Consider the following 24,517-nt stretch of genomic DNA (forward strand, 5'->3'; position numbering starts at 1 on the left):
ATAAGTCCGGATCGGGAGCTTCCCGCGATTCGCGCAGTGCTTCCGCCTCCCGCGAAAAGCCCGGCTTCGCCAGCTCCAGCACCGATTCCCGCGGCGCTTCGCGCGGAAAGCCCGGCTTTACCAGCTCCAGCGCCGATTCGCGCAGTGCTTCCGCCTCCCGCGGAAAGCCCGGCTTCGCCAGCTCCAGCGCCGATTCGCGCGGCGCTTCCGGCTCCCGCGGCGGCAAGCCCAGCTTTGCCGGCAACAAGCACGGCAAAGCCGCCCCAGGAGCACCCGGCAACGCCGGCGCCGCCAGAGCAGCGGCAGCGCCGCGCCAAGCTGCAACGGCGCCGAGCCGCAGCTACCCCGTGCAAGAAAGCGCCGAGCTGCTGGCGTTCTTGCTTCAAACCGTGAAAGGCGAAGGGCGCAACGCCATCAAAGCGATGCTGAGCCGCGGACAAATCGCGGTGGACGGCAAGACGCAGAAGGTGTTCAACTTCGCGCTGAAGCCGGGGCAAACCGTGACCGTCACCAAAGAGCGCATCGTCGAAGCGCCTCCGCTGATTGGGTTGTCGATTCTTTTTGAGGATGACGATCTCATCGTGGTTGTGAAGGAAGCGGGACTATTGTCCATCGCCTCCGATCAAGAGTCGGAGCTGACCGCCTATCGCCAGCTAACCGCGCATGTTCGCCTAACAGATCCAAGCAATCGGATCTTCGTTGTCCATCGCCTCGACCGCGACACTTCCGGCGTTATGATGTTCGCTAAGAGCGAGCACGTACAGCAAGAGCTTCAGAACACGTGGCAGGACACGGTGAAGGAACGCACTTACATCGCGCTTGTCGAAGGACAAGTCAAGAAGCAGGAAGGCACCATTTCATCGTATCTCAAAGAAAGCAAGACGCTCAAAATGTACTCCACCTCCAATCCAACCGACGCCCAGCATGCGGTAACGCATTACAAAGTGCTGCAGAGCAACCGCAACTATTCGCTGCTCGAGGTATCGCTTGAAACCGGCCGCAAAAATCAAATCCGCGTCCATATGGAAGACATCGGCCATCCGATTGTCGGCGATAAGAAGTATGGCTCCAAATCAAAGGCCATTCCTCGGCTTGGTCTCCATGCGCGGCTCTTAGCTTTCTTGCATCCGTCTACCGGCAAGCTGGTTCGCTTCGAAACCGATATTCCGAAGCTTTTCTTGAATCCGTTCAAGGACGGCTTTATTCCTAAATAAAAGGAGGCAGCCCTCCGTGTCCAAAGCAGACAACATGCTGGCCATTCTGTGGCTGCTCAAAGCAAACAAACGAATGACCGCCAAGCAGCTGGCCGACTCGCTCGAGATGCATATCCGAACCGTATACCGGTACATCGATGCGCTCTGTGCGAGCGGCGTTCCGATAGTGGCCGATTCCGGCCATAATGGCGGATACAGCCTCCTTGAGCATTTTAAAGAATCGCCGCTCTTCTTCGATCTCGAGGAGCAAAAGGCGCTCATCCATGCCGCGCTCTTCGCTCAAGAAGCGGGTTATCCGTACGGTGCCGTGCTGAAGCAAGCGGTTACCAAATTAAAACGCTACACCAATGAGGCGCAGCGCAGCGAGATTGAACGGCATATGGTTGGGTTTGAGGTCGGAAATCCTTCCGCACCTCAGTCCAATAATATCGAGGCTTTCCTTCAACAGCTGGAGCAAGCCGTCGCGAGCTGCACGACGCAGCATATGGTCTATCAGAAGGGCTACGGCCTGGATGAGCAGGAACGCTCCATCGACCCCTATGGCCTCGTGCATTGGAGAGGAAAATGGTACATCATCGCGCACTGCCATCTCCGCCAATCCACGCGCAGCTTCCGTGTGGACCGCATCATAGCGCTAAACGGATCGGACCTTATATTCGAGCGTCCGGAAGCCTTCTCGGCGCGTTCTTTTCTAATCCGGAATTTAAAGCGGCAACCCGAAGGTGAAGATCAGCTCATCCCCATCGTGATTAAAGGCAATCTGCAAGCGCTGAATGCACTATGCGAAATGTGGCTGTTCAGCGAAGCGCTGGTCAATCGTTCCGTCGATACCGCCCATTTTATGATGGAGGAGCATTTGCTCCAAACTTTCGTCCCCTATCATCTGCTTAGCTTCGGAACTCGCATACAAGTGCTGGAACCGTTACAGCTGCAAGATCGCCTGGTCGAAATAGCCGGTCAGCTTCTTCAGCACCATTCCCGTTAATGCGCCCTGCTTGCAGCTTGGTACGCATCGAGCTGTGCAGCGGGCTGCATCACCGGTCCCCCATGACAAATCTCCAATCGTTTCGGCTTCAGCTTTCGCACGATTTCGCTGCTTCGAACCGCTTCTTCCATATCCGCCGTAAACATCGCCATCGGCTTGCGCAGCCGGCCTTTCTTCGAGGTAAACAAATCTCCGGCCAGCAGCATACCATCTTGCTCATGGAAATACACAACATGCCCAGGTGCATGACCCGGCGTATGATAGACGCTCAAACTGCCGATATTTGAAAGTCCGGCTTCGTCCTGTTTCAGAGGCTTCGCTAGGCCGGCTTTTACCGACTGGCCTGCTTTCTTGCGCCCCGGATAAGGTTTGCTCCCCTCCATGTACGGAAATTCAATCTCATGCGCATATACCTCGGCTTCAGGATACCGCACCAGCAGACCTGTAACTGCACCAACATGATCCGAATGACCATGGGTGAGCACGATCCGTTTCAGCGGACCCGCCTGTAATTGATCTATAAAAGAAATGATGCCCTTCGTCATAAGCGGAATCCCTGCATCCACCAGCGTTACGCCGTCCTCCTCGCGTACTACCCACACCCGGATGGGGATAATCATCCAGGTCCGCAAACACCATACATGTTTAGAAATTTGCTCTATTTTCATACGAAAACCACTCCTATTCCTCTGTGTCTTCCTAGCTTCATTCGATTATAACCAACGGTTACTAACCACTGGTTATAATATATGCTCCGGCCAGCTTTCTGTCAATACATTTTCTGCCTCCCTCAAGAAACGACAAATTTCGATATATGGAGGAATTGTAAAGAATCCTGAGGATAGACGAGATAATAGGCAAATATCTCGCCGCATTGGCATTATTTTGATTTTTCTGAATATTTACATAATAGGCGAATTGCCTGTACACTAAGGTCAGATCAAACAAGCAGCTCGCCCCCAAGCCGAGAGGCTCGGGTAGAGAAGAAAGCTGGTTGGTCGAGAAGATCTCCACTTTCTGTGAGAGGGGATAGTCCATTGAAGAAGGTTAGCGAAGTATGTCCCTCAATGATTCGGGAAAGGAGTTATCCGGTATAGTTGTTTTCGGGGCATGCGGGAAACGGTGAGCAAAGTCGTTATTCATGTCAATGGTCAGGTTGAATTGCAAAATAAAAATTTGAAATTTAAGAATGATGATCCATCAACAGTAAGAGCAAGATCAGCGAAAACTGAATGAGCGCCGGTTGTTGTTTGGAATACGGAATGGAGTGCAGTATCCAATTGAATAGGAATGGTTCGTATCGATAGGGATTTCGGTTGTCATAGACAAGCGAAATCCCTATTATATTGCGTTCTTAACGATATCCGAATCCACTCCATGCCTATTTTACATATTCCGGATTGACATGTTCATCTAATTAGATTATCTTCTAATTAGATGATTATCTAACATAAATCGAAAGGCAGGCCACAGCCATGATGCAGCTTGATAAGATCGTCAATTATCATAAAGCACTCGCTGATCCCACTCGGATCCGTATGCTTATTTTGCTCGCGGAGGGCGAAAAGACCGGACAATTGCTTGCGGAGAAGCTTTGCTTATCTCCCGCAACCATCACACATCATGCTGCCAAATTGCGGGCAGTCAGCCTCATTCACGAGCGCCGCGACAAGAATGCGATTTTTTTCTCGCTGGATCATTATTTTCTGGGGAAATATGAAGGCTCGCTGCAAGCGATTCTTGCGCGGTCTGCGACGAAGGAAACGAAGGAGATCGAACCGATGGACGAGAAGAACGAACGATTAAAGCAGTCTGTACTGCGCAATTTCATCACTGCGGATGGTAAACTAAAGCATATCCCCGCTCAACTGAAGAAGAAACGGATTGTGCTGGAGCATTTGGCGCAAATGTTAGAGGAAGGCAGAAGCTACACGGAGAAAGAGCTTAACGAGTTTATCAAACAGTTCCATCCCGACTTTGCCACCATTCGCCGCGAATTCATTATGCATGCTTACTTGTATCGCGAGCAGGAAGTGTATGAACGGAACCCGCAGGAAATGTGGGAGCGTTGGGAAACGTTATCCTAATTTTATCTAGTCCATTTTGGGAGGTAATCGTACCAATGAGCAATCAATCGAGCGGCCATCGCGAGCCCTCCGGCATCGCCAAAACACCGGAGCCCCCTTATTACGCCGTCATCTTCACCTCACACCGGACGCCCGGTGACAATGGCTACGGCGATATGGCCGAGCAGATGAGCACGCTGGCTGCCGAACAGCCCGGTTTCCTTGGCGTAGAAAGCGCACGCGACAGCGATGGGCTGGGCATCACCGTATCCTACTGGGAATCCCTCGATGCCATTAAGAATTGGAAGGCCAACCCCCTCCATTTGACTGCGCAGGACAAAGGAAGAACAGACTGGTATGCCTCCTACAGCGTACGAATCAGCCTTGTGGAGCGTAATTATTTTTTCTAGAATTAAACTTTCTTACGGAAAAAGGGCCGCCCGGCGAATCGTTGCAGATTCCATCCGAGCGGCCCTATTCTAATTATTCTCCGGCAATGCTGTTCTCTTTCAAAATAACGTCATGCGCGCCGCCCTCAATGATGCTCGTCGCCGAAACCAGCGTGATACGCGCATTCTGCTGCAGCTCTGCGATTGTAAGCGAGCCGCAGTTGCACATGGTGGATTTGATTTTGTGAATGGTCTTGCTCAAGTTCTCATGCAAGCTGCCCGCGTAAGGAACGTATGAGTCTACGCCCTCTTCGAACATCAGACCCGCTTTGCCGCCGGTATCGTAACGCTCCCAGTTGCGTGCACGGTTGGAGCCTTCGCCCCAGAACTCTTTTACAAAGTTATTGCCTACTTTCAGCTTGCGAGTCGGGCTCTCATCGAAACGGGCAAAATAACGGCCCATCATGACGAAGTCCGCACCCATAGCGAGTGCCAGCGTGATGTGATAATCGTGCACGATACCACCGTCGGAACAAATCGGAACGTAGATGCCGGTTTTCTCGAAATATTCATCGCGCGCCGCAGCAACCTCGATCATCGCCGAAGCTTGTCCGCGACCAATACCCTTCTGTTCGCGCGTAATGCAGATGGAACCGCCGCCGATGCCGACTTTAATAAAGTCCGCTCCAGCTTCCACGAGGTACAAGAAGCCTTCGCGGTCGACTACGTTGCCGGCGCCGATCTTCACATCGGAGTTCGATTTCACGAAATCAATCGTTTCCTTCTGCCATTCCGAGTAGCCGTCGGAGGAATCGATAACGAGTACATCCACGCCTGCAGCCACAAGTGCCGGTACACGTTCTGTATAATCCTTCGTATTGATACCCGCACCTACGATATAGCTCTTGTTCGCATCAAGCAGCTCGGACGGATTTTCTTTGTGCTCATCATAATCCTTACGGAAAACCAAATAATCCAAATTGCCCTGCTCGTCTACAACAGGCAGACAGTTCAGCTTATGATCCCAAATGAGATCGTTGGCTTCCGAAAGTGTAATCCCGGATTTGCCGTAAATCAGCTTCGAGAACGGCGTCATAAACTCACTAACCGCCTTGGACTGCGGGTCACGGCTGATCCGATAGTCACGGCCGGTTACGATGCCAACCAGTTTGCCTTTCGGCGAACCGTCGCTTGTAATCGCAACGGTGGAATGGCCCGTACGCTCTTTAAGCTCCAGCACATCCTTCAGTGTGTGCTCCGGCGTCAGGTTCGAGCGGCTGACAACGAAGCCCGCCTTGTAGCTCTTCGCTCTGCGCACCATCTCCGCTTGTCCTTCCACGGACTGGGAGCCGTAAATAAACGAGATGCCTCCGCTGCGCGCGAGCGCAACAGCCATACGATCGTCAGAGACAGCCTGCATAACAGCGGATGAGAACGGAATATTCAAGGTGTATGCCGGCTTCTCGCCTTTCTTGAACTTCACGATCGGGGTTTTGAGATTCACGTTTGAAGGGTTGCAATCCTTCGTTGTCAAATTTGGCACCAGCAGAAATTCGCTAAAGGTGCGGGATGGTTCCATGTAATAATGAGCCAAAGATGTCGCCTCCTGCAATCCAATTCCGGATAAATTCTTACAAGCATATCACAGTGATTTAAATCGCGCAATGGAAGTTGTCGCTTCCGACTTTACTCCAGTATTTCAACGACGATCACGCCGAAAAGGTTGCTACTTAGCGGCTTGAAGCAGCGAAACCGCCTTGTTACGTTGTGGATCCTCGACTTCGAATTTATCCGTCAGCTTCACCATCATACGGTAAGCAGTCTTGTCGTTCATCGCGCCGGTTTGCGGTAAAGCTTCATTTCCTTGGAAGCTGCGAACTGCTGCAGCCGTATCCTCATCATAGATGCCTTTGCCTGCTCCTACCGAATATCCGAGCGCTTGCAGCAAACTTTGCACCGTTTGCACCTTGTCGCCATAATCGCCAATTCCCAGCTTCAAGCCAGCCGCAAGTCGCGGCAGCTGCGCATAATCGGGCGCCGCAACCACATAACCCGGCTCGATGCCCTTCTTATGAATCCATTGACCGTCCGGCGAACGCCACTGCGCCTCCGTCAGCTTAAGCACAGAGCCGTCTTTCAATTGACGGAAGTTCTGTACGATTCCTTTACCGAACGTCTTCTCGCCTACGACTTTGGCATCGGCAGTCGCTTTGAGCGCTGCAGTCAGCACCTCGGCAGAGCTTGCCGTATGAGCATCCACCAGAATCGCAATCGGCAGCTTCCATGGTTCTTTCTGTTTCGATAGATGAGTAATAACGCGTTTCTCGCCTTTATACACGACTTGTACGATCGTTTTCCCCTTCGGAACGAAACGATTTGCGATCGTAATGGTCGGATCCAACAGGCCGCCCGGGTTGCCGCGCAGATCGAGCAGGAGCGACTTCATCCCCTTCTTCTGCAGCGCTTCAATCGCAGCGTTAAATTCATCCGCCGTCTTCTCCGCGAATCGGCTGATGGTAATTTCTCCTACACCATTAGGCAGCATATTCGAAGTAACCGTGAGCACCGGAACGGCGCCGCGCACAACCGATATGGCAAGCGGTTTACTTGAGCCCTCCCGCTGAACGGTCAGCTTCGCCGTCGATCCTTCTTTGCCCTGCACAAGCTCCTTCAGCTTCGTTAAGTCGAGTCCCTTGGCCGACGTTCCGTCGATCGAGACGAACACATCGCCTGCCTTCAAACCGGACTTCTCCGCAGGGGCGCTCTTAATCAATTTATCGATGATATACCGCCCATCTTCCTCACGAATTTCAACGCCGATTCCGACAAAATGATCCTCATAGGAGCTGATGTACTGCTCCCCTCGATCTCCAGTTAAGTAAACCGAATAAGGATCGCCGAGCGAGCCGACCATGCCTTCCGTAGCACCGTCCACAAGCGCCTTCGAATCCGCGCCTTCCAAGTAGCGATTCATGATTTCTTTATACGCGTAAGATAAATTGCGGAATGCCGGCTCCTTCATAATGGGGTACTGAAGCAGCATGCTGAACCTTCCCCCTGCAAATCCAACCACTACCGCTACTGTCAGCAGTACAGCCATGGAAACGCGCCGCCGCTGTTTTACCGCTTTCTCACCATAAATACTCACTCAGACACCTCTTCCAAAATGAACCTGTAACTCACTCTATCGCATTCGAGCGGCTGTCGCAAGTTCCTTCCCGGCAAAGCAAAAAGACGCCCCCGCGCACAGGAAACAGACCCGATTGCTGCAACGCTGCAACAGTCTGTTCGTGCTGGGAGACGCCTTGTAAAGTTCTATTCGTGTCGCTGAAGTGCTACAGCGCCGCTTTCTCTGTAAGCAGGTTCAGCCAATCACGCTCGGCATCGGTCAATGTAACCGGCAATGCCTTGAGGCTGTCATGCAGCTCGCTTGGCTTATGCGGTCCGATAATAGCCGCGACCGGGAACGGCTGATTCAGTACATAGGCCAGTGCGATATGATTCGCGGTTACGCCGTATTTCTCCGCCAGCAATGCCGCCCTGCGCTTGCGCTCCCAGTTCTCCGCGCTGTAATTGACGCGAACCATCTCAGCATCTTCGCGATTATCTTCGGAATAGCGGTCTGTAAAGAACCCGCCGGATTGCGAAGACCAAGATAAAACCGGCAGCTGCGACTTCTCATGCCAAGCTTCGTCCTCCGCTGTTGTCGTGACACAGCCTGCCCAGCGCGCCTCATTAGGTCTTGCCAGCGCTAAATTCGGACTGCTGCAAGCGAAGCCTGTCATGCCGTGTTTCGCGGCATAAGCATTGGCTTCTTGTATGCGGGCCACGCTCCAGTTCGATGCGCCGATTGCGCGGCAGCGACCTGCAGCGAGCTGATCATTGAGTCCTTCCAGAATATAGCCGACGTTCACATTCGGATCGTCGCGGTGAAGCATGTACATATCCATATAATCCGTTTGCAGCCGCTCAAGCGACTCCACCAAATCACTTTGAATGCAGGTTTTGGTCATGCGGGATTGCTCGTAAGGATGCGCGCCTTTCCCGATGATGACAATCTCACTGCGGTTCCCGCGCTCCACCATCCATTGCCCGATAGCCTGGGCCGAGCTCGCACCGTAAATATGCCCCGTATCAATGGCGTTGCCTCCGGCTGCTACATAAGCGTCAAGCAGTTCGCCGGAATAATCCATCCGATCAATATTAAGCATCATCGAGCCTTGAATGAGCTGCGTAACTCCCTGCTCAATGCCTGCAATTGCGATTCGTTTCATAGTCGTCATCGATCTGCGCTCCTTCATATCGTTATATTGATCATTATAGTAAAGGAATTCACTTTCAAAAATCGAAATATATTGCATGGACTACAACGATATTGCTCATGCAAGGAGTATGCCGATGGCTAAGCATCATTTGACGCTTCCGCTGCTGCGGAGGAACAGGTTCTATTGTTTCCCGGAGTCTGCCGGATATTATGAACATAATCAAGGGCATGATGTGCGCCGAGCGGCTGGAATGCTGCAGGAATTCAACCTGCATCTCGTCACCTCGGGCAAAGGTTATGTCGAGCATGACGGTCAACGCTATGAGTTGAACGCAGGCGATGCCTTTCTCTATTTCCCGGGCGATAAACAGGCGTACTTCGCCGACGATGATCAGCCGTGGGACATCAAGTGGATCCATTTCTATGGCAGCGGTGTCCTTGCTGATCTGACCGAACGCCGCTTCCACCGTTCGATTGGATGGCGCGTTCGGTCTCCATTAGTGCTCGAGAGCCTGATCGATGAGCTGCTTGAAGAGATCAATCAGCACAAGATGCTGCATCCCAGCCGCATTTCCATGCTGATGTACGGCATTATCGCAGAATTCATCGAACAGGCTGAGCCTATTACAGCTCCAAGCGCCGGTGCATCTGCAATCGAACGGATGCTGAAGCTCCTGCCTGAGCTGCAAGCCGCCGCAGCCGAGCCATTCGACCTTGATGAATGGGCAGCGCGCGCGGGAACGAATCGGTTTGCTTTCTGCAGATGGTTTCGCCGCGCCGCCGGCCAAACCCCGCTCGAATTCGTGACGATGTGCCGCATCCAGCGGGCCAAACAGCTGCTCGTCGAACGGCAGGACCTCAGTGTGAATGAGGTAGCGAGGCTGTCCGGTTACGTCCACCCGAGTTATTTTAACAAGCGCTTTCAAGAAAGCGAGAACATGACGCCGACTTCCTATCGTCAGCAATTTACAATGTCGACATAGGGATTAGGGTTGTTCCTACCTCTGATTTCCGCTACAATCAATGAAAATGCGTACGCAGGAGAGAGAAGGAGCAGAGAGCAATCATGTATAAATTAATTGCCATTGATATTGACGACACGCTCTTAACAGATGAATGTACGGTAACACCGGGAACGAAAGAAGCATTGACAGCAGCTATGGAGAAAGGCGTGTTCGTCACTTTGGCGACAGGCCGCATGTTCCCATCCGCGAAGAAGATTGCTCATCAAATCGAACTGAATGTCCCGATTATCACGTACCAGGGCTCCAGCGTCAAAACATTACTGGACGAGCAAGTGCTCTATGAGCGCTACGTTCCTCAGGATGCTGCCGAGCTGCTGATGCAGTACTGCGAGGATCACAATATCCATCTGCAGCTGTATACGGATGATGTTATTTATGTAAAAGAAGATAATCAGAAGGCACGCGACTACTCGAAGCTGGCGAATATTCCGTTCGTGGTAGAGCCTGATCTGAAATCGCTCATCAAACGCCCGACGGCCAAGATGCTGATGATCGACGATCCTGCGCGCCTTGATGAAGTCGCCGCAGATCTTGCTCCATTGATCGGGAATCAGGCGCATATTACGAAATCTAAGCCGCACTTCCTTGAGGTTACGCATAAGGAAGGCACGAAAGGACATGCGATTGCGTTTATGGCGGAGCATATCGGCTGTTCGTTGGATGAAGTGATCGCAATCGGCGACTCTTGGAACGACCACGAGATGATTGAAACGGCAGGACTAGGCGTAGCGATGGGCAACGCCGTTCAGAAGCTGAAAGACATCGCGCAGTTTGTCACGAAATCCAACAATGATGAAGGCGTTCGCCATGTCATTGAGAAGTTCATTCTTCAAACCGTTTAACCCCTAACGAAAGAGCTGCACCGACAGTCGATTGTGACGACTGTGACGGTGCAGCTCTTTTTTGCTAAATCAGATTGTAAAATAAACACCTACTGCGAGCAGGATCGATGCAATAAACATGGCAGCTAGCGGCTTCATAATCGCTTTGCCTCTGCCGCGCAGATCTACATTGAGCCCAAGCGCCACCATCGCCATGGTCAACAAGAAGGTGGTTATTTGCGTAATAGCGTTCATTACCTCCGGTGCATGATGGATAAAGCTCTGCCCGGCGCTGGTGCTCCCAAGCGCGCTAAGTGCGAGAAAACCAAGCAGAAACCAAGGAAGCTGAAGCTTAGCCGTCCGGCGAATCTGTTCATTATCTTCCGCTCCGGATGCCTGTAGCTGCTTTGACCGCTGCCTCTTCTGCTGCACCAGAATAAGAACAAAGCTTAACGGTACAAGCAGGAACACTCGGCCGAGCTTCGCAAGCAGCGCGCTCGCGAGCGCATCTTCACCGGCAGGGGCGGCCGCCAGCGCAACATGGGCAATTTCATGCAAGCTCGTTCCGGACCAGATCCCATATTGCAGCTCCGTCAGCGCAAGGAAGGGGCGAAGCATCGTATACCCGACGGCAAATACCGTCCCTATAAGTGCGATGAGGCCGACACTTAGAGCGGTGTCTTCCTCCTTGCTGCGCAAAATCGGCGATACCGCTGCAATAGCCGCCGCACCGCAAATCGCGGTGCCAATGCCAAGCAGCAGCGACAGTTTCTGATCGGCCTTCAGCAGCTTCGCCAGCAGCAGTGTGCAGCCTATGGCGAATACAGCAGCTGCGATATCCCGAATGAGCAAGCTCGGTCCATCCTGGAATACTTGCAGCAGATTAAGCTTTAACCCGTAGAGGATAATGGCAAGTCGCAGTAAGCTTTTACCCGAGAATGTGATGCCCCCGCGAAGAACCTCCGCCGGATATCCCCACACCTGCCTATAAATAACCGCAAGCAGAATGGCGCATGCCATCTGCCCTACATAATGGAGAACCGGCAGCTGCGATAATCCATAACCGACAGCCGCCAATAGAAAGGTAAATCCGATTCCGCCTGCTTTCTTCCCGCCGGCAGAGCCGAGGCTTGCTATATAGAGACCAATCGGTTTAATTGTCAGCTCAAGTATCATAACCGTCTGCCACCTCCGTGTCTGGTTGTTGGTTTTCATTATACGTGGCAGCCGTTGATAAGAGAAATCAATCATAATGATGAAAAGAATAAAGGATTGTTATGTTATTCATGGGGAAAACCAGCCCTATCCCTTTCGTTACCATTTTGACACTCCTAGTTGGTTGATGCCCGTTATACTGAAGTCCTAGCCTAAACAAACCTGGAGGGATTATTTATGTACAACATACAGCAACCATTCAAACGGATCATCACTATCGGAGCCGTAAGCTCGCTTCTTCTTACTCTGTCAGCACCGCTCGCTTTCGCGGCTCAAGCCACACCCGTAACTACACAAGCAGCTGTTAGCGTTCAAGCCGGCGCTGTCCAATTGACTTCCAAGACTGTTACGGATAAAACCGACTATTACGAGTCCGAGCTTAATATCCCCGTCATCAGCGGGATGCAAGATAAAAGCTACCAGAATACACTGAATGCCAACCTTTCGGCACGTGCACATGCAGAGCTTGAGAAGTTGAAAAAACAAGCCAAGGATGATGCTGCCGCTGCAGTCGGTGTTTATGAATTCAGACCTTATCTCTTCAAAGTCAGCTATGAACTCATCGGCAATGGCAGCAAAGACGCAGGCGGCGTCCTTTCCTTCAAATTGATTACCTCTGCCTATACCGGCGGAGCTCATGACTGGACACGCGTTGACACCTACAATGTGCGCAATGAAGTGAAGGCTTCCGCTGTGAAGCTTAAAGAACTTTTCGGCGAAGGCTATAAAACCATCCTCAATAAGGCGGTTAACGCCGAAATTGCCGCACATTCCGATATTTATTTCAAAGATGCCTTTAAGTCGATCGCTGGCAATCAACCCTTCTACATCAAGAACGGCAAAGCCGTACTCGTCTTCCAGCAATACGAGATCGCGCCTTTTGCAGCAGGGATTCGGGAAATCGCCGTTGCCATTCCGGGCAGCAAACCAGATGCAGCCGTACCGGGTAACCTCAGTTCCTTGTCCATAAAAATCGGCGGCAAAACAATCTCCGGCGCTCATCTCTTCGCAGGCAAAGATGGCATTGCAATGGCTCCGCTTCGCGCGATTTCGGCACAATTAGGCTACGAGCTTAGCTGGAATGCGGGTTGGATCGATGTTGACAAAGGTAAGCAGCATGTCTCCCTGCAAGTCGGCAAAGACAACTATGCCGCTGCTGCTGCTCAAGTCACGCTTGGTGCAGCTCCTGTCATGAGAGACAATACGCTATATGTGCCGCTGTCTTTCTTCTCTAAAGTGCTTAACGCCACTGTTTCCTACACGAAGGATGCCGTAGCCATCGGCTAAATCGAATACAAACCAGCAAAAAAAGCTCCCTGCTTCAGGGAGCTTTTTACTATTGATGCTATAAGACCGACTACATTTAAATCCCGGCCAACACTTGATACCATACGCCTTTCGGTGAATAAAGCGACTCGCGAACTTTCGCCCATCCTCCCAAGTAGCTAATATCAAACAAATCCTCAGGGGTCTTATAATTGCCTTTGACCTCTTCCATCACCTTTTCGTTAACCGGTCGGAAGCCGTTGTCCGCGAAAATACGCTGCGCTTCTTCACTGAACAAATAGGCGAGCAGCGCTTCAGCCGCTTTACGAGTACCGTGCTTATCGACGTTCACATCGACAATTGCAGCCGGATTCTCAATCAGGATGGTCGATTTCGGTACGATCACCTCATACGGAATGCCTTTCTTAATTCGGGCAAGCAGCTCATTCTCGTAAGTGATGATGACATCGCCTACGCCATATTCAAAGGCAGCCATGGATGCACGGCCGCTCTTATCCAGCGACTCTACATGATGGTGAATCCGTTCCAGAAACGCCTTGGCGTATGCCGGGTCTTTCCGTCCTGTTTTCGCTTCCGATTCCTTGAGTCCCGCACCGTACATCGCATTGATGTCCCACTGCGCGCCGCCGGAGGTTTTCGGATTCGGATACAGCACCTTCACGCCTTTACGTGTGAGGTCCTCCCAATCATGAATCCCTTTAGGATTGCCTTCACGCGTGCCCATTACTGCGATGGAGCGCGTAATCATCCCGCCGGTGCCGACTTTCCGCCAATCGTGCGTAATGAAGCCCGCCTTCTGAATCTTATCGATATCGCTTTCCATTGCAAGCGCCGCTATATCCGCTTCGAATCCGCCTGCGATCGCGCGAGCCTGAGTACCGGACGCTTCGTACGATTCCTGGAACGTAATCGTCTGCCCTGTCTCCGCTTTCCACTGCTCCGCAAATTTCGGCAATATCACATCGAATGCATCCTTGGCTACGGAATAAGCACCGATCACGAGCGTGAGATCACCTTTTGCAGCAGTAGGCTCATTCCCATTAACCGAAGTCGATGTGTCATTCCCGCATGCTGCTGTGAAGAGAAGTGAAGACGCCATTAGCGCCGCCGCCGCAATGCGCCAACCTGTTGTTAGGATCGATTTCATTGTGTACACAACGCTTTCTTAAGTTAAATATGCATCGGCATCGGATCTTCTTTCAGCTTGTTCTCCATAATCCACGTGTCATTGTCATTAAACAGGTAGGCGCGGTGAATGAGGACACTGATTTCCTCGCCCGGCTGCAGCACATCCTTCTCAAGCGAACGATACGTAATCAGCTTAATGTCGCCAACCTCTACCTCAACCATCCACTCGCTTCCGCGGAAATGCAGATGTTTCACTTTGCCAATCACGGTTGCAGAAGGGAGACGGAATTCATGGCGCTTGCCGATCTCAATATATTCCGGACGTATGAGTGCTTTCGTACCCGGCCAGTTCTTGGCTTCTTCGAAGCCTTTAAGCATTTCCACTTTATCCACGATCGTGGACTCCCCAATGAAGCTGGCCACAAATTGGGTTTGCGGACTTTTATAAATATCCCAAGGCGTCCCCTTCTGTTCCAGGCGGCCTTTGTTAATAATCATAATTTCATCGGCTACTTCAATCGCTTCATCTTGGTCATGCGTAACGAAAATCGACGTAATCCCAAGACGCTCAATCATTTCCTTCAGCCATGTGCGAAGCTCATGCCGAATCTTCGCGTCAATTGCGGCAAACGGCTCATCCAGCAGCAGCAGCTGCGGCTGCGGAGCAAGTGCCCGGGCAAAAGCTACACGCTGGCGTTGACCGCCGGAGAGCTGGTGCGGGTAACGGTGTTCGAAGCCCTTCAAGCCCGTTAGCTCAAGCAGCGACATGACACGCTCGCGGATGGCATCTTTGGGTTCTTTCTTGACCTTCAAGCCGAAAGCGACATTATCATAAACCGTCATATGTTTGAACAGGGCATAATTCTGGAATACAAACCCGATTCCGCGTTCTTGCGGCGGCAGGTCATTGACCCGTTTGCCATGAAACACGATATCGCCGGAGGTTGGCGTCTCCAGCCCCGCAAGCATGCGGAGAATCGACGTTTTTCCGCCGCCGCTCGGTCCAAGCAGACCAATCAGCTGCCCTTTTGCAATCTGAAAGCTAACATCCTTCACCGCTTGAAAATCGCCGAACTGTTTATTTAAACCGCGCACCTCGATATGCATCGCTTAATGCACTTCCTTTCTCTTCTTCGCCCATTCCATAAGCAGCAGCAAGCCGACTGAGAATGCAGCCAGCACAAGCGCCACACTGCTTGCCGCGATAACATTGAAATTCTCGACATCCTGATAAACGAGCGTTGTCGCCGTTTGCGTCTTGTTCATGATATTGCCTGAAACGACCAGTACTGCACCAAACTCGCCGAGCGACCTTGCAACGGTCAATACAACCCCATAGATGACGCCCCAGCGAATCGAAGGCCATGTCACCTTCCAGAAGGTGTACCAGGAGTAAGCACCAAGCGTTGATGCCGCTTCTTCCTGCTGAGAGCCAATCTCCTGCAGCACCGGCATGACTTCGCGCACCATAAGCGGGAACGTCACGAAGAGCGTAGCAAGAATCATTCCGGGCAATGCATAAACCACTTTGAAGCCGATCTCTTCGAAAAATGTACCGAGCACCGAGCTCGGACCGAGCATAAGGACGATCATCAACCCGCCGATGACCGGCGAAACCGCAAACGGCAAATCCACGATGCTGTTCATCAGCCCTTTGATCCGTTTGCTCAGCCACGTCCCTCTAACGAGATAGAGGGCTAGCATGACGCCGAAAAGCGTATTTAGGAGCGTTACGACAACGACGATTAGGCCCGTCATCATAAGCGCATGCAAGGATTGTTTGCGAGTCAGCGCTTCGGCGAAGCCGCTCCAGCCATCTCCCCAGGAGCCGGTAAAAATCTTCACGAGCGGTGCAATCAGCAGAATCAGAAACACCAGATAGGTTAGCGTGATCCAAAGCTTTCTCATTTGTCATGCCTCCTCGATTGGACGAGGTTGACCGCCCAAAGAATGAGGAACGACAGTGTCAGCAGCATAACGGAAACGGCCGCGGCCCCCTGCACGTTATCGCTTTCAATTTCGCCGAAAATATAAACGGCCGCGATCAGCGTTTTTCCCGGAATGTTGCCTGCTACGAGAACGACAGCGCCGAATTCTGCCAGCGCGCGCGAGAAAGCCAGCATCGCCCCGCTGATAATACCCGGGAGCATGGAAGGGAATATCACTTGAAAGAAGGTTCTCGTCCTCGATGCGCCAAGCGTATACGAGGCTTCTTCTTCCGACTTGTCGAGCTCTTCCAGCAGCGGCTGAACGCCGCGAATGACAAAGGGAAAGGTCACGAACACCATGGCTACGATAATAGCAGGTTCATGAAATACGATCTGAAATCCGAGCTTATCGGCGATTCCGCCCGCGAAGCTGTTCGGACCCAGGAGCAGCAATATCATCAAGCCGCCGACAGCCGTCGGCAGCGCAAATGGCAAATCTACTAAACTATTAAGTATTCTTCGCCCCGGAAATCGGTAACGAATCAATACCCATCCAATCATGGTTCCAAGAAAGACGTTGATAAGTGCAGCAATAACGGAGAGTTTAATCGTGAGCAGCACGGCCTTCCAAGCCAGTGGGTCCGTGATGCTGTCCCAGAAAGGCTGCAGGCCAAGCTCAAAGGATTGCGAGTAAATCCCGATAATCGGCAAAACAATCAGCAATACGAAATAAAGCATAATGGTGCTGCGGAAGCCAAAGCTCCACAAGCGGCTGCGCATGATGATATTCAAGCTGACTTACCCCCTGACACTTTCCTTGAGGAATCGTTGTAGTGGATTTTACGGATTTTAATTCCCATCAAACTACTTGGTATTAAATGTAGCAGACGGAGGCGCGTCTAGTCAATCCTAATTATTCTTCATCTGGCAGAGATGCAAGGCGATGGAACAAGAAAGCTCCCCGGCACAGCTGGCCCGGGGAGCTTCTTATGGCGTTATTCGCCTTCAATATAGTACTTCTCTTCGCCAAAAGACAGTGTTGCTTGCCCTTGGGTGACATCGGTTATCCACGCGCTGAATCGCTCTGCCTCCGGCGCTTCCGGCAGACAGGTGATGACAACCCGGTCCGTGAATTCGGTTCCGCCGATTCGTACGTTACGGGCGTGGAATTCATTCTCGAGCTTGCCATACCAGGTGTAATCGACATCGACGATCACTTCGCGATGCAGAATGTTCACGATGGGCTCGGCTGCTTCAATCGCCGCAACGGCACCATCCGTATAGGCTCGAATAAGGCCGCCTGCACCGAGCATAATGCCTCCGAAATACCGAGTTACGACAATGACAACGTTCTTGAGGCCATGATGCTTAATGACCTCCAGAATCGGTTTGCCGGCTGTACCGCTTGGCTCCCCGTCATCGGACTGCTTCTGGATCTCGTCGCGTTCGCCGAGGACATAGGCCGAGCAGTTATGCGACGCGTTCCAGTGAAGCTTCTTCAGCTCCTCTATGTAGGCAATCGCTTCTGCCTCCGACGTTACCGGCTTACCGTAGCCGATGAAACGCGATTTCTTAATGACGATCTCTTTGCTGGCCTGCTGACGCAGCGTTTTGTATCTCGGCAGCATGACAATGGGAGCTTACAGGCGAGCTTCCAGCTCAGCCTTCTCTTTCTCATAGCCCGGTTTGCCAAGCAATGCAAACATGTTCTTCTTGTACGCTTCAACGCCCGGTTGGTCGAACGGATTGACGCCCAGCAGGTACCCACTGATGCCGCATGCGATTTCGAAGAAATACACCAGGTAGCCGAATGTATAAGGTGTCATGTCCGCAATGTTCACGACAAAGTTAGGCACTTGTCCGTCCGTATGTGCAAGAAGTGTGCCTTCGAAGGCTTTCTTGTTTACGAAATCCATTGTTTTGCCAGTCAGGAAGTTAAGCCCGTCCAGGTCTCCCGCATCGTGGCCGATCGTAATTTGCTCTGCCACGTTCTTCACTTGGATGACCGTTTCGAAGATGTTACGGTTACCCTCTTGAATGAATTGACCCATGGAGTGCAGGTCCGTCGAGAAGTCTACGGCAGCCGGGAAGATCCCTTTGAAGTCTTTGCCTTCGCTCTCGCCGTATAGTTGTTTCCACCACTCCGACACGAAGTGAAGCGCCGGCTCGTAGTTAACGAGAATTTCCGTTGCTTTGCCTTTACGGTAAAGGGCGTTACGCGCTGCTGCGTATTGGTACGCTTCGTTCTCGGCAAGCACCGGGCTGCTGTACGCTTGCTGTGCATCCGCTGCGCCTTTCATCATCTCTTCGATATTGATGCCTGCAGCTGCGATCGGCAGCAAACCAACTGCCGTCAGCACGGAATAACGTCCGCCAACATCATCAGGGATGATGAAGGATTCGTAGCCTTCTTCCGTTGCCAGCTTCTTCAGTGCACCTTTCTCGCGATCTGTTGTCGCATAGATACGTGTGCGCGCTTCTGCTTTGCCATACTTCGCTTCCAATGCTTCGCGGAATACGCGGAATGCGATTGCCGGTTCAGTTGTTGTACCGGACTTGGAAATCACGTTGATCGACCAGTCGCGGCCTTCCAGCAATTGAAGCAAATGCGTTACATACGTAGAGCTGATGTTATTGCCTGCGAACAAAATTTGCGGCGTCTTGCGTTGTTCTTTCGGCTGCAAGTTATAGAAAGAGTGTGACAGCATTTCGATGGCAGCGCGAGCGCCTAGATAAGAGCCGCCGATGCCGATAACGATAAGCACCTCGGAGTCGGATCCGATCTTCGCAGCTGCTTTCTGAATGCGGGAAAACTCTTCTTTATCATAATTCGTCGGCAGGTCGATCCAGCCCAGGTAGTCCGAGCCTGCGCCCGTACCTTCGCGAAGCTGGTCATGCGCTGCGCGTACTTGCCCTGCCAGATTATCGATTTCATGCTGGCCGATGAACGACAATGCCTTGCTATAATCAAACTGAACTGCTTTACTCATTCGTATTAAACCTCCCACAAATTATCCTGTTTACAACTAGGATAAGGATAATGGATTTGTTAGGTAAAAACAAGCGATGAAGGGGGCCAATACTTCTCCCCACAATTTTGTGATAAAATGAAATCACATAAAATCCGCTTTCGAGGAGATGACATACATGTTTAAAATTGCATTTATCGGCCTAGGGGTTATGGGCGAGCCCATGGCTGCCAACTTGCTCCGCAAAGGGTACGCCGTTACGGTATTTAACCGTACGCCGGGCAAAGCGGACAAGCTTCTCGAGCTTGGTGCGGATGAAGTTTCATCGCCTGCAGCGGCAGCTCGCGTATCGGATCTGATTATTACGATGATCAGCAACGATGACGCGATTCGTGAAGTCTACTACGGTGAGAACGGTCTGCTCGGAGCTATGATGCCGGGCACGGTTGTGATCGACAGCAGTACGATTTCTCCGGCTTTATCACGTCAGTTACATACGGATGTTTCGGCTAAATTCGGCGACTTCCTCGATGCTCCGGTGACGGGAAGCAAGCCTGCCGCTGAGAGCGGCTCCCTTGTCTTCATGGTTGGCGGCGATATCGAAGTCATCCATAAAGTGCATGATGTCCTGAACGCCATGGGACGCAAGGTTATTCCAATGGGTCCGAGCGGCAGCGGTTCAACTGCGAAGCTGGCCCATAACACGATTGTCGGCATCAACGTTGCCGCCCTGCTTGAGGGGATGGCTATTGCCGCAAGCGGCGGAATCGACGCCAAGTCGTTCCTTGAGCTTGTACAATCCGGTGGAGCAGCGAGCAAAATGGCCGAGCTGAAAGCGCCGAAGCTGCTGGAACGCGATTTCAGCGTTCAATTCTCGCTCGCGCTCATGCTGAAGGATCTGCGCCTGGCTTCCTCGCTTTCTGATGAGCTGAAGACGCCAACGCCGATTCTTGAAACAGTAAAGAGCCTCTATCAAGTCGGAGACGCGATGGGGCTTGGAGAGCTGGATCTCTCCGCGCTCGCACACGGCTATGAGCAATGGATCAACAAACGGATTACGACTCACAGCGATGTCGAAGATGCAGTTGCAGCCGCTGCGGAAGCACCGGCTTCAGTCCAAGCTTCCGATAACGGTCAGAACCGCCGCCGTGCAGAACGCCTTGCACTGAATGTGCCACTTAAGCTTTCCGTTTATCAATGGGCGCAGGAAGGTTCATTCTCTGGTCAATTGATCGATGGAACACTTTGCGATATTTCCGAAAGCGGCCTTCAAATTTCGTCCAACTTCCCGCTGGAGTGCGATATGTTCGTCGTGATCCACTTCCCTCAGGATTCGGAGCTGCCTCCGGTAACCGGACGCATTATCCGCATTGAAACCAATGGCAGCCGCTTCCGTTATGGCTGCTTGCTGGCAGGACTCGCTCCTTATCAGCGTTTGCAGCTGGAAGCTTATATCAACAAACAACGCATTACGGCTGACTAAATCGAACTTTACCTTTAACGCCAAAAAAAGCTGCCCCGTTCTCACCTTGGATCATTCCAAGTTGATGAGCGGGGCAGCTTTTCATTTAAGAAGACTATTCTTGAATATAAGAGCAGATATAATCCGTTACTGATGCCACTTGAAGCTTAAACTTTGCATTTGCCGGAACCGTAAACTCACCTTTGCCGGAGATGCTGATCCATTCGGAATCGCCTGGAAGCAGCACTTTCAAATCGCCTGCCACGATTTCCATAATTTCCTTCACATCTGTACCGAATTCATATTCGCCCGGCATCATGATGCCCAGCGTTTTCTTCGTTCCATCCGCGAACAGCACGGTGCGGCTTGTTACTTTACCATCGAAGTATACATTAGCTTTCTTGACGATTGAAACATTCTCGAATTGAGACATTCGGCATTAGCTCCTTTGTGGTATAAGCTTAGAATGAGGACAGTTAAGCAGGGCTTTCAGCCGCGTTACTTAGAGACGGCCTTCAGCCCCGCAGTTGACTACAGCAAACCTTTTACTTTGTTGACAACATTCTCAACCGTGAAGCCGTACTCCGCAATTACGCGGTCGCCTTTTGCGGAAGCACCGAATGTATGGATTCCCAATACTGCGCCGCTGTCGCCCACGTAACGCTCCCAACCGAACGGTGAACCCATTTCGATTGCAAGACGTGCTTTAACACCGGGAAGAATAACGGAATCTTTGTAAGCTTTAGGCTGGCGCTCGAACAGATCGAAGCTCGGCATACTGATGACACGAACTTGAATGCCTTCGGCCGCAAGTGCTTTCTGAGCTGCAACCGCAAGCTGTACTTCGGAACCGGTCGCGATCAGCTGTGCTTGAGGATTGCCGTCAGCCGCTTCAGAAACGACATAAGCGCCTTTCGCGATGCCTTCGCGAGCTTGTTCGTTCGTACCTTCTAGGATCGGCAGGTTCTGACGAGTCAGAACCAGTGCAACCGGCTGATCCGCTTTGGAAATCGCATAAGCCCATGCTGCCGAAGTTTCGTTCGCATCCGCCGGACGCAAAACAGTCAGCTGCGGAATGATACGCAGGGAAGCAATTTGCTCGATCGGTTCATGCGTAGGACCATCTTCGCCAACTGCGATACTGTCATGCGTCAGTACGTAAACAACCGGCTGTTTCATCAGCGCGGACAGACGAACTGCCGGACGCAGGTAATCCGTGAATACGAAGAACGTAGCGCCGAATGCTTTTACGCCGCCATGCAAGCTCATCCCGTTGATTGCTGCTGCCATTGCAAACTCACGTACGCCGAAGTAAACGTTGCGGCCTTCGTAGCTGCCTGGTTTGAATACAGGCAAACCTTTCAGGTGAGTCATTGTGGAGCTCTCAAGGTCAGCAGATCCGCCCAGCAGGTTCGGAACGTTCTTCGCTAGTCCGTTAAGTGCGTTACCGGAAGCAACACGTGTCGAAAGTGCTTTGTCTGCAGGTGTGTAGGCAGGCAAATCTTTATCCCAGCCCTCAGGCAAGTTGCCGCTGATTGCGGTTTCGAATTGTGCGGCCAGCTCAGGGTTAGCTGCTTTGTACGTTGCATACATAGCATCCCATGCAGCATTGGCTTTCTCGCCGTTTGCTTTCACTTCTGCGAAATGCGCAGCAACTTCTGCCGGCACGTGGAAAGCTTCGTTCTCCCAGCCGTAGAATTGCTTAGTCAGAACAGTCTCGTCAGCGCCAAGCGGGCTGCCGTGCGTACCCAAATGACCGCCTTTGCCGCCTTTGTTCGGGCTGCCGTAACCGATTGTTGTTTTCACTTCGATCAAAGTCGGTTTGCTTGTATCCGCTTGTGCGGCAGCTACTGCTTTAGCCAGCGCGTTCAGATCGTTGCCGTCTTCTACGCGAATGACTTGCCAGCCGTAAGCTTCGAAGCGGCCTTGTACATTCTCGGAGAACGAAAGGTTCAGCTCGCCATCCAGCGAGATATCGTTTGAATCGTACAGGACGACTAGTTTGCCAAGCTTCAGGTGAGCTGCGAGCGAAGCTGCTTCGCTTGCAACGCCTTCCATCAAGTCGCCGTCGCCGCAAATTGCAAATGTATAGTGGTCAATCACGTTAAGTTCTTGTTTATTGTACGTTGCGCCAAGATGCGCTTCAGCCATAGCCATACCAACTGCCATTGCAATCCCTTGTCCAAGCGGACCGGTTGTTGCATCTACGCCGGCTGTGTGGCCGAACTCTGGGTGACCTGGTGTCTTGGAGCCCCATTGACGGAAGTTTTGAAGTTCTTCGATTGGAAGATCATAGCCCGACAGGTGCAGCAGGCTGTAAAGCAGCATGGAACCATGACCTGCGGAAAGCACGAAACGATCGCGGTTGATCCATGTTGGGTTAGACGGGTTGTGGTTCATTGTTTTCGCAAACAATTGATACCCCATCGGAGCCGCTCCCATAGGCATGCCCGGGTGGCCGGAATTTGCTTTCTCAATAGAATCGATCGCAAGTGTGCGGATCGTGTCGATGGAAAGCTGGTCGATGGACTTCTGTGTTACTGTCATTACGTAAACTCCTCCTAAATCCGAATAGACTTGCAACAAAGTGAAACGGCTGTCGCCATCTTGTAGAGGCTCGGCGCGTTTCATGAAGTGTGGTGCTCTCTCTTTAATTCACTTTGGCGGTGTTCCCGCACTGGCTTTGAAATATTGTACCATTACCATTGAGCCTTTTCCATCCTTATTGCGTTAGTGCGCTAAAAATCGACATGAAAATGGCGCGTTCACACGGAGAATTCCGCGTAAACACGCCATTGCTGTCAGCTCATGCTAACGGTTTCTTCGATTAATTGAATACGACGGTCTTGTTCTTGTGCACAAGAATCCGGTCCTCGACATGCCATTTCACAGCACGTGCAAGTACGACGCGTTCGATCGTACGTCCGATACGCTTTAGGTTGTCCACTTCATCGCGATGGCTGACGCGCTGCACGTCCTGCTCGATGATCGGTCCGCCGTCGAGCTCCTCCGTTACATAATGCGCCGTAGCTCCGATGATTTTGACGCCGCGCGTATACGCTTGGGCATACGGTTTGCCGCCGACGAAAGCCGGCAAGAAGGAATGATGAATGTTAATAATCCGGTTCGGGAACTGCTCGATGAACTTCGGCGAAATGATTTGCATATAACGCGCCAGAACGATCAGATCTGCTTTATCCGATACGAGCTCCAGCTGTTTCTTCTCTGCTTCGGCTTTCGTGTCAGCCGTAACCGGAACGTGGTGGAACGGAATACCGAACGATTCCACGAGCGCTTTCATGTCCGGATGATTGCTGATTACCATGGCAATATCCGCTTCCAGATCACCTGCTTGCCACTGCCACAGCAGCTCCAGCAAGCAATGATCTTCTTTGGAAACGAAGATAGCCAGACGTTTCTTGCGGCTTGCGCGGAACGTATGCCATTTCATCTCGAAACGATCTGCCACGCGCGCAAAATCCTCCTGGAGCACCGGCAGTTCGGTGTCCAGGTCGCTGAGATCAAATTCAAAACGGATAAAGAACATGCCGCCGCCGGGATCCATGGAATACTGGTCAGACTGCACGATATTCGCGCCATGCTCGTACAAGAAGTGCGAGACAGCCGCTACAATTCCGGGCCGATCCGGACAAGAGATGAGCATAGTCGCACGTTTGCGCTTATCCGGGCGCTGCGAGGACGGTCCGGGCTGATAGATGTTTTGCATAATAGACAAGTCTTCCTTCCGTCAACAAGTAGAGTAG

22 protein-coding genes are annotated in these 24,517 nt (G+C 51.9%); 8 read left to right on the forward strand and 14 right to left on the reverse strand.

Translation table 11 applies throughout. From position 1 onward, the window contains the following. Positions 1-347: 347 nt before the first annotated feature. Both AC6ESO_RS15320 and AC6ESO_RS15325 read left to right on the forward strand, forming a co-directional pair. Positions 348-1,214: an RluA family pseudouridine synthase gene (locus AC6ESO_RS15320; protein WP_497092152.1), complete on the forward strand. Its 867-nt coding sequence runs from the start codon at positions 348-350 to the stop codon at positions 1,212-1,214. A 16-nt stretch (positions 1,215-1,230) separates the two neighbouring features. Continuing rightward, positions 1,231-2,199 carry a helix-turn-helix transcriptional regulator gene (locus AC6ESO_RS15325; protein ID WP_497092088.1) on the forward strand — a complete coding sequence of 323 codons (969 nt, stop codon included), beginning with the start codon at positions 1,231-1,233 and terminating at the stop codon, positions 2,197-2,199. Here the strand turns inward: AC6ESO_RS15325 and AC6ESO_RS15330 are convergent. Then, a complete protein-coding gene (locus tag AC6ESO_RS15330) occupies positions 2,196-2,867 on the reverse strand; it encodes an MBL fold metallo-hydrolase (RefSeq protein ID WP_497092089.1) in 672 nt (223 codons plus the stop codon). The two genes, AC6ESO_RS15325 and AC6ESO_RS15330, sit on opposite strands and share 4 nt — an antisense overlap. An 810-nt stretch (positions 2,868-3,677) precedes the next feature. On the opposite strand from AC6ESO_RS15330, the gene AC6ESO_RS15335 reads away from it, so the two are divergent. Next, a complete protein-coding gene (locus AC6ESO_RS15335; protein WP_497092153.1) occupies positions 3,678-4,286 on the forward strand; it encodes a DUF2087 domain-containing protein in 609 nt (202 codons plus the stop codon). A 35-nt stretch (positions 4,287-4,321) separates the two neighbouring features. Continuing rightward, complete coding sequence (locus AC6ESO_RS15340) at positions 4,322-4,675, forward strand: antibiotic biosynthesis monooxygenase family protein (protein WP_497092090.1); 354 nt, start codon at positions 4,322-4,324, stop codon at positions 4,673-4,675. 73 nt (positions 4,676-4,748) lie between these two features. On the opposite strand, the gene AC6ESO_RS15345 is transcribed toward AC6ESO_RS15340, so the two are convergent. From AC6ESO_RS15345 to AC6ESO_RS15355, 3 genes are all read right to left on the reverse strand, one after another. Next, a complete protein-coding gene (locus AC6ESO_RS15345) occupies positions 4,749-6,248 on the reverse strand; it encodes an IMP dehydrogenase (protein ID WP_497092091.1) in 1,500 nt (499 codons plus the stop codon). Between the two features lie 132 nt (positions 6,249-6,380). After that, positions 6,381-7,802 carry a S41 family peptidase gene (locus AC6ESO_RS15350; protein WP_497092092.1) on the reverse strand — a complete coding sequence of 474 codons (1,422 nt, stop codon included), beginning with the start codon at positions 7,800-7,802 and terminating at the stop codon, positions 6,381-6,383. A gap of 187 nt (positions 7,803-7,989) precedes the next feature. Beyond that, positions 7,990-8,937, reverse strand: a complete 948-nt coding sequence (locus tag AC6ESO_RS15355; protein WP_497092093.1) for an aldo/keto reductase — start codon at positions 8,935-8,937, stop codon at positions 7,990-7,992. Positions 8,938-9,052: 115 nt separating this feature from the next. Here AC6ESO_RS15355 and AC6ESO_RS15360 point away from each other — a divergent pair, with 115 nt between their 5' ends. Together AC6ESO_RS15360 and AC6ESO_RS15365 are read left to right on the forward strand one after the other, a co-directional pair. After that, entirely contained in the window at positions 9,053-9,901 is an 849-nt protein-coding gene (locus tag AC6ESO_RS15360; RefSeq protein WP_497092094.1) for a helix-turn-helix transcriptional regulator, read from the forward strand. An 83-nt stretch (positions 9,902-9,984) separates the two neighbouring features. Beyond that, a complete protein-coding gene (locus AC6ESO_RS15365; RefSeq protein WP_497092095.1) occupies positions 9,985-10,785 on the forward strand; it encodes a Cof-type HAD-IIB family hydrolase in 801 nt (266 codons plus the stop codon). A 69-nt stretch (positions 10,786-10,854) separates the two neighbouring features. Here AC6ESO_RS15365 and AC6ESO_RS15370 read toward each other — a convergent pair whose 3' ends face one another. Next, the gene (locus AC6ESO_RS15370; RefSeq protein ID WP_497092096.1) at positions 10,855-11,940 is read right to left on the reverse strand and encodes a YeiH family protein; all 1,086 of its coding nucleotides are present in this window, start codon (positions 11,938-11,940) and stop codon (positions 10,855-10,857) included. A 216-nt stretch (positions 11,941-12,156) separates the two neighbouring features. Here AC6ESO_RS15370 and AC6ESO_RS15375 point away from each other — a divergent pair, with 216 nt between their 5' ends. Then, positions 12,157-13,266: a stalk domain-containing protein gene (locus AC6ESO_RS15375; protein WP_497092097.1), complete on the forward strand. Its 1,110-nt coding sequence runs from the start codon at positions 12,157-12,159 to the stop codon at positions 13,264-13,266. A gap of 76 nt (positions 13,267-13,342) precedes the next feature. On the opposite strand, the gene AC6ESO_RS15380 is transcribed toward AC6ESO_RS15375, so the two are convergent. The 6 genes from AC6ESO_RS15380 to AC6ESO_RS15405 all read right to left on the reverse strand — a co-directional run bounded on the left by AC6ESO_RS15380 (position 13,343) and on the right by AC6ESO_RS15405 (position 19,312). Then, the gene (locus tag AC6ESO_RS15380; RefSeq protein ID WP_497092098.1) at positions 13,343-14,413 is read right to left on the reverse strand and encodes a sulfate ABC transporter substrate-binding protein; all 1,071 of its coding nucleotides are present in this window, start codon (positions 14,411-14,413) and stop codon (positions 13,343-13,345) included. 23 nt (positions 14,414-14,436) lie between these two features. Next, positions 14,437-15,501, reverse strand: coding sequence for a sulfate/molybdate ABC transporter ATP-binding protein (locus AC6ESO_RS15385; RefSeq protein WP_497092099.1), 1,065 nt, complete (start codon positions 15,499-15,501; stop codon positions 14,437-14,439). 3 nt (positions 15,502-15,504) lie between these two features. Further along, the gene (locus tag AC6ESO_RS15390; RefSeq protein ID WP_494820154.1) at positions 15,505-16,302 is read right to left on the reverse strand and encodes a sulfate ABC transporter permease subunit; all 798 of its coding nucleotides are present in this window, start codon (positions 16,300-16,302) and stop codon (positions 15,505-15,507) included. Then, positions 16,299-17,102 (reverse strand): sulfate ABC transporter permease subunit CysT, encoded by an 804-nt coding sequence (cysT, locus tag AC6ESO_RS15395; protein ID WP_497092154.1) that lies wholly within the window; start codon positions 17,100-17,102, stop codon positions 16,299-16,301. The genes AC6ESO_RS15390 and cysT overlap by 4 nt, the downstream gene beginning before the upstream one ends. Positions 17,103-17,317: 215 nt before the next feature. Next, positions 17,318-17,950 (reverse strand): YigZ family protein, encoded by a 633-nt coding sequence (locus AC6ESO_RS15400; protein WP_497092100.1) that lies wholly within the window; start codon positions 17,948-17,950, stop codon positions 17,318-17,320. Between the two features lie 12 nt (positions 17,951-17,962). Next, positions 17,963-19,312 (reverse strand): glucose-6-phosphate isomerase, encoded by a 1,350-nt coding sequence (locus AC6ESO_RS15405; RefSeq protein ID WP_497092101.1) that lies wholly within the window; start codon positions 19,310-19,312, stop codon positions 17,963-17,965. A 157-nt stretch (positions 19,313-19,469) separates the two neighbouring features. On the opposite strand from AC6ESO_RS15405, the gene AC6ESO_RS15410 reads away from it, so the two are divergent. After that, positions 19,470-20,774 (forward strand): NAD(P)-binding domain-containing protein, encoded by a 1,305-nt coding sequence (locus AC6ESO_RS15410; RefSeq protein WP_497092102.1) that lies wholly within the window; start codon positions 19,470-19,472, stop codon positions 20,772-20,774. Positions 20,775-20,868: 94 nt separating this feature from the next. Here the strand turns inward: AC6ESO_RS15410 and ppnP are convergent, their stop codons facing one another. The 3 genes from ppnP to purU form a co-directional block, all read right to left on the reverse strand. After that, positions 20,869-21,186 carry a pyrimidine/purine nucleoside phosphorylase gene (gene ppnP / locus AC6ESO_RS15415; protein ID WP_497092103.1) on the reverse strand — a complete coding sequence of 106 codons (318 nt, stop codon included), beginning with the start codon at positions 21,184-21,186 and terminating at the stop codon, positions 20,869-20,871. A 98-nt stretch (positions 21,187-21,284) separates the two neighbouring features. Next, positions 21,285-23,300, reverse strand: a complete 2,016-nt coding sequence (gene tkt, locus AC6ESO_RS15420) for a transketolase (RefSeq protein WP_497092104.1) — start codon at positions 23,298-23,300, stop codon at positions 21,285-21,287. Between the two features lie 280 nt (positions 23,301-23,580). Further along, a complete protein-coding gene (gene purU, locus AC6ESO_RS15425; protein WP_497092105.1) occupies positions 23,581-24,480 on the reverse strand; it encodes a formyltetrahydrofolate deformylase in 900 nt (299 codons plus the stop codon). Positions 24,481-24,517 lie beyond the last annotated feature (37 nt).

This window comes from Paenibacillus rhizoryzae (assembly GCF_059686995.1).

Bases quoted from the DNA above. Each gene is read 5' to 3' on its own strand.
- AC6ESO_RS15330 (WP_497092089.1), bottom strand. From the start codon at position 2,867: ATGAAAATAGAGCAAATTTCTAAACATGTATGGTGTTTGCGGACCTGG.
- AC6ESO_RS15335 (WP_497092153.1), top strand. From the start codon at position 3,678: ATGCAGCTTGATAAGATCGTCAATTATCATAAAGCACTCGCTGATCCC.
- AC6ESO_RS15340 (WP_497092090.1), top strand. From the start codon at position 4,322: ATGAGCAATCAATCGAGCGGCCATCGCGAGCCCTCCGGCATCGCCAAA.
- AC6ESO_RS15355 (WP_497092093.1), bottom strand. From the start codon at position 8,937: ATGACGACTATGAAACGAATCGCAATTGCAGGCATTGAGCAGGGAGTT.
- AC6ESO_RS15360 (WP_497092094.1), top strand. From the start codon at position 9,053: ATGGCTAAGCATCATTTGACGCTTCCGCTGCTGCGGAGGAACAGGTTC.
- AC6ESO_RS15365 (WP_497092095.1), top strand. From the start codon at position 9,985: ATGTATAAATTAATTGCCATTGATATTGACGACACGCTCTTAACAGAT.
- AC6ESO_RS15370 (WP_497092096.1), bottom strand. From the start codon at position 11,940: ATGATACTTGAGCTGACAATTAAACCGATTGGTCTCTATATAGCAAGC.
- AC6ESO_RS15375 (WP_497092097.1), top strand. From the start codon at position 12,157: ATGTACAACATACAGCAACCATTCAAACGGATCATCACTATCGGAGCC.
- AC6ESO_RS15380 (WP_497092098.1), bottom strand. From the start codon at position 14,413: ATGAAATCGATCCTAACAACAGGTTGGCGCATTGCGGCGGCGGCGCTA.
- AC6ESO_RS15385 (WP_497092099.1), bottom strand. From the start codon at position 15,501: ATGCATATCGAGGTGCGCGGTTTAAATAAACAGTTCGGCGATTTTCAA.
- AC6ESO_RS15390 (WP_494820154.1), bottom strand. From the start codon at position 16,302: ATGAGAAAGCTTTGGATCACGCTAACCTATCTGGTGTTTCTGATTCTG.
- cysT (WP_497092154.1), bottom strand. From the start codon at position 17,102: ATGCGCAGCCGCTTGTGGAGCTTTGGCTTCCGCAGCACCATTATGCTT.
- AC6ESO_RS15400 (WP_497092100.1), bottom strand. From the start codon at position 17,950: ATGCTGCCGAGATACAAAACGCTGCGTCAGCAGGCCAGCAAAGAGATC.
- AC6ESO_RS15405 (WP_497092101.1), bottom strand. From the start codon at position 19,312: ATGAGTAAAGCAGTTCAGTTTGATTATAGCAAGGCATTGTCGTTCATC.
- AC6ESO_RS15410 (WP_497092102.1), top strand. From the start codon at position 19,470: ATGTTTAAAATTGCATTTATCGGCCTAGGGGTTATGGGCGAGCCCATG.
- ppnP (WP_497092103.1), bottom strand. From the start codon at position 21,186: ATGTCTCAATTCGAGAATGTTTCAATCGTCAAGAAAGCTAATGTATAC.
- tkt (WP_497092104.1), bottom strand. From the start codon at position 23,300: ATGACAGTAACACAGAAGTCCATCGACCAGCTTTCCATCGACACGATC.
- purU (WP_497092105.1), bottom strand. From the start codon at position 24,480: ATGCAAAACATCTATCAGCCCGGACCGTCCTCGCAGCGCCCGGATAAG.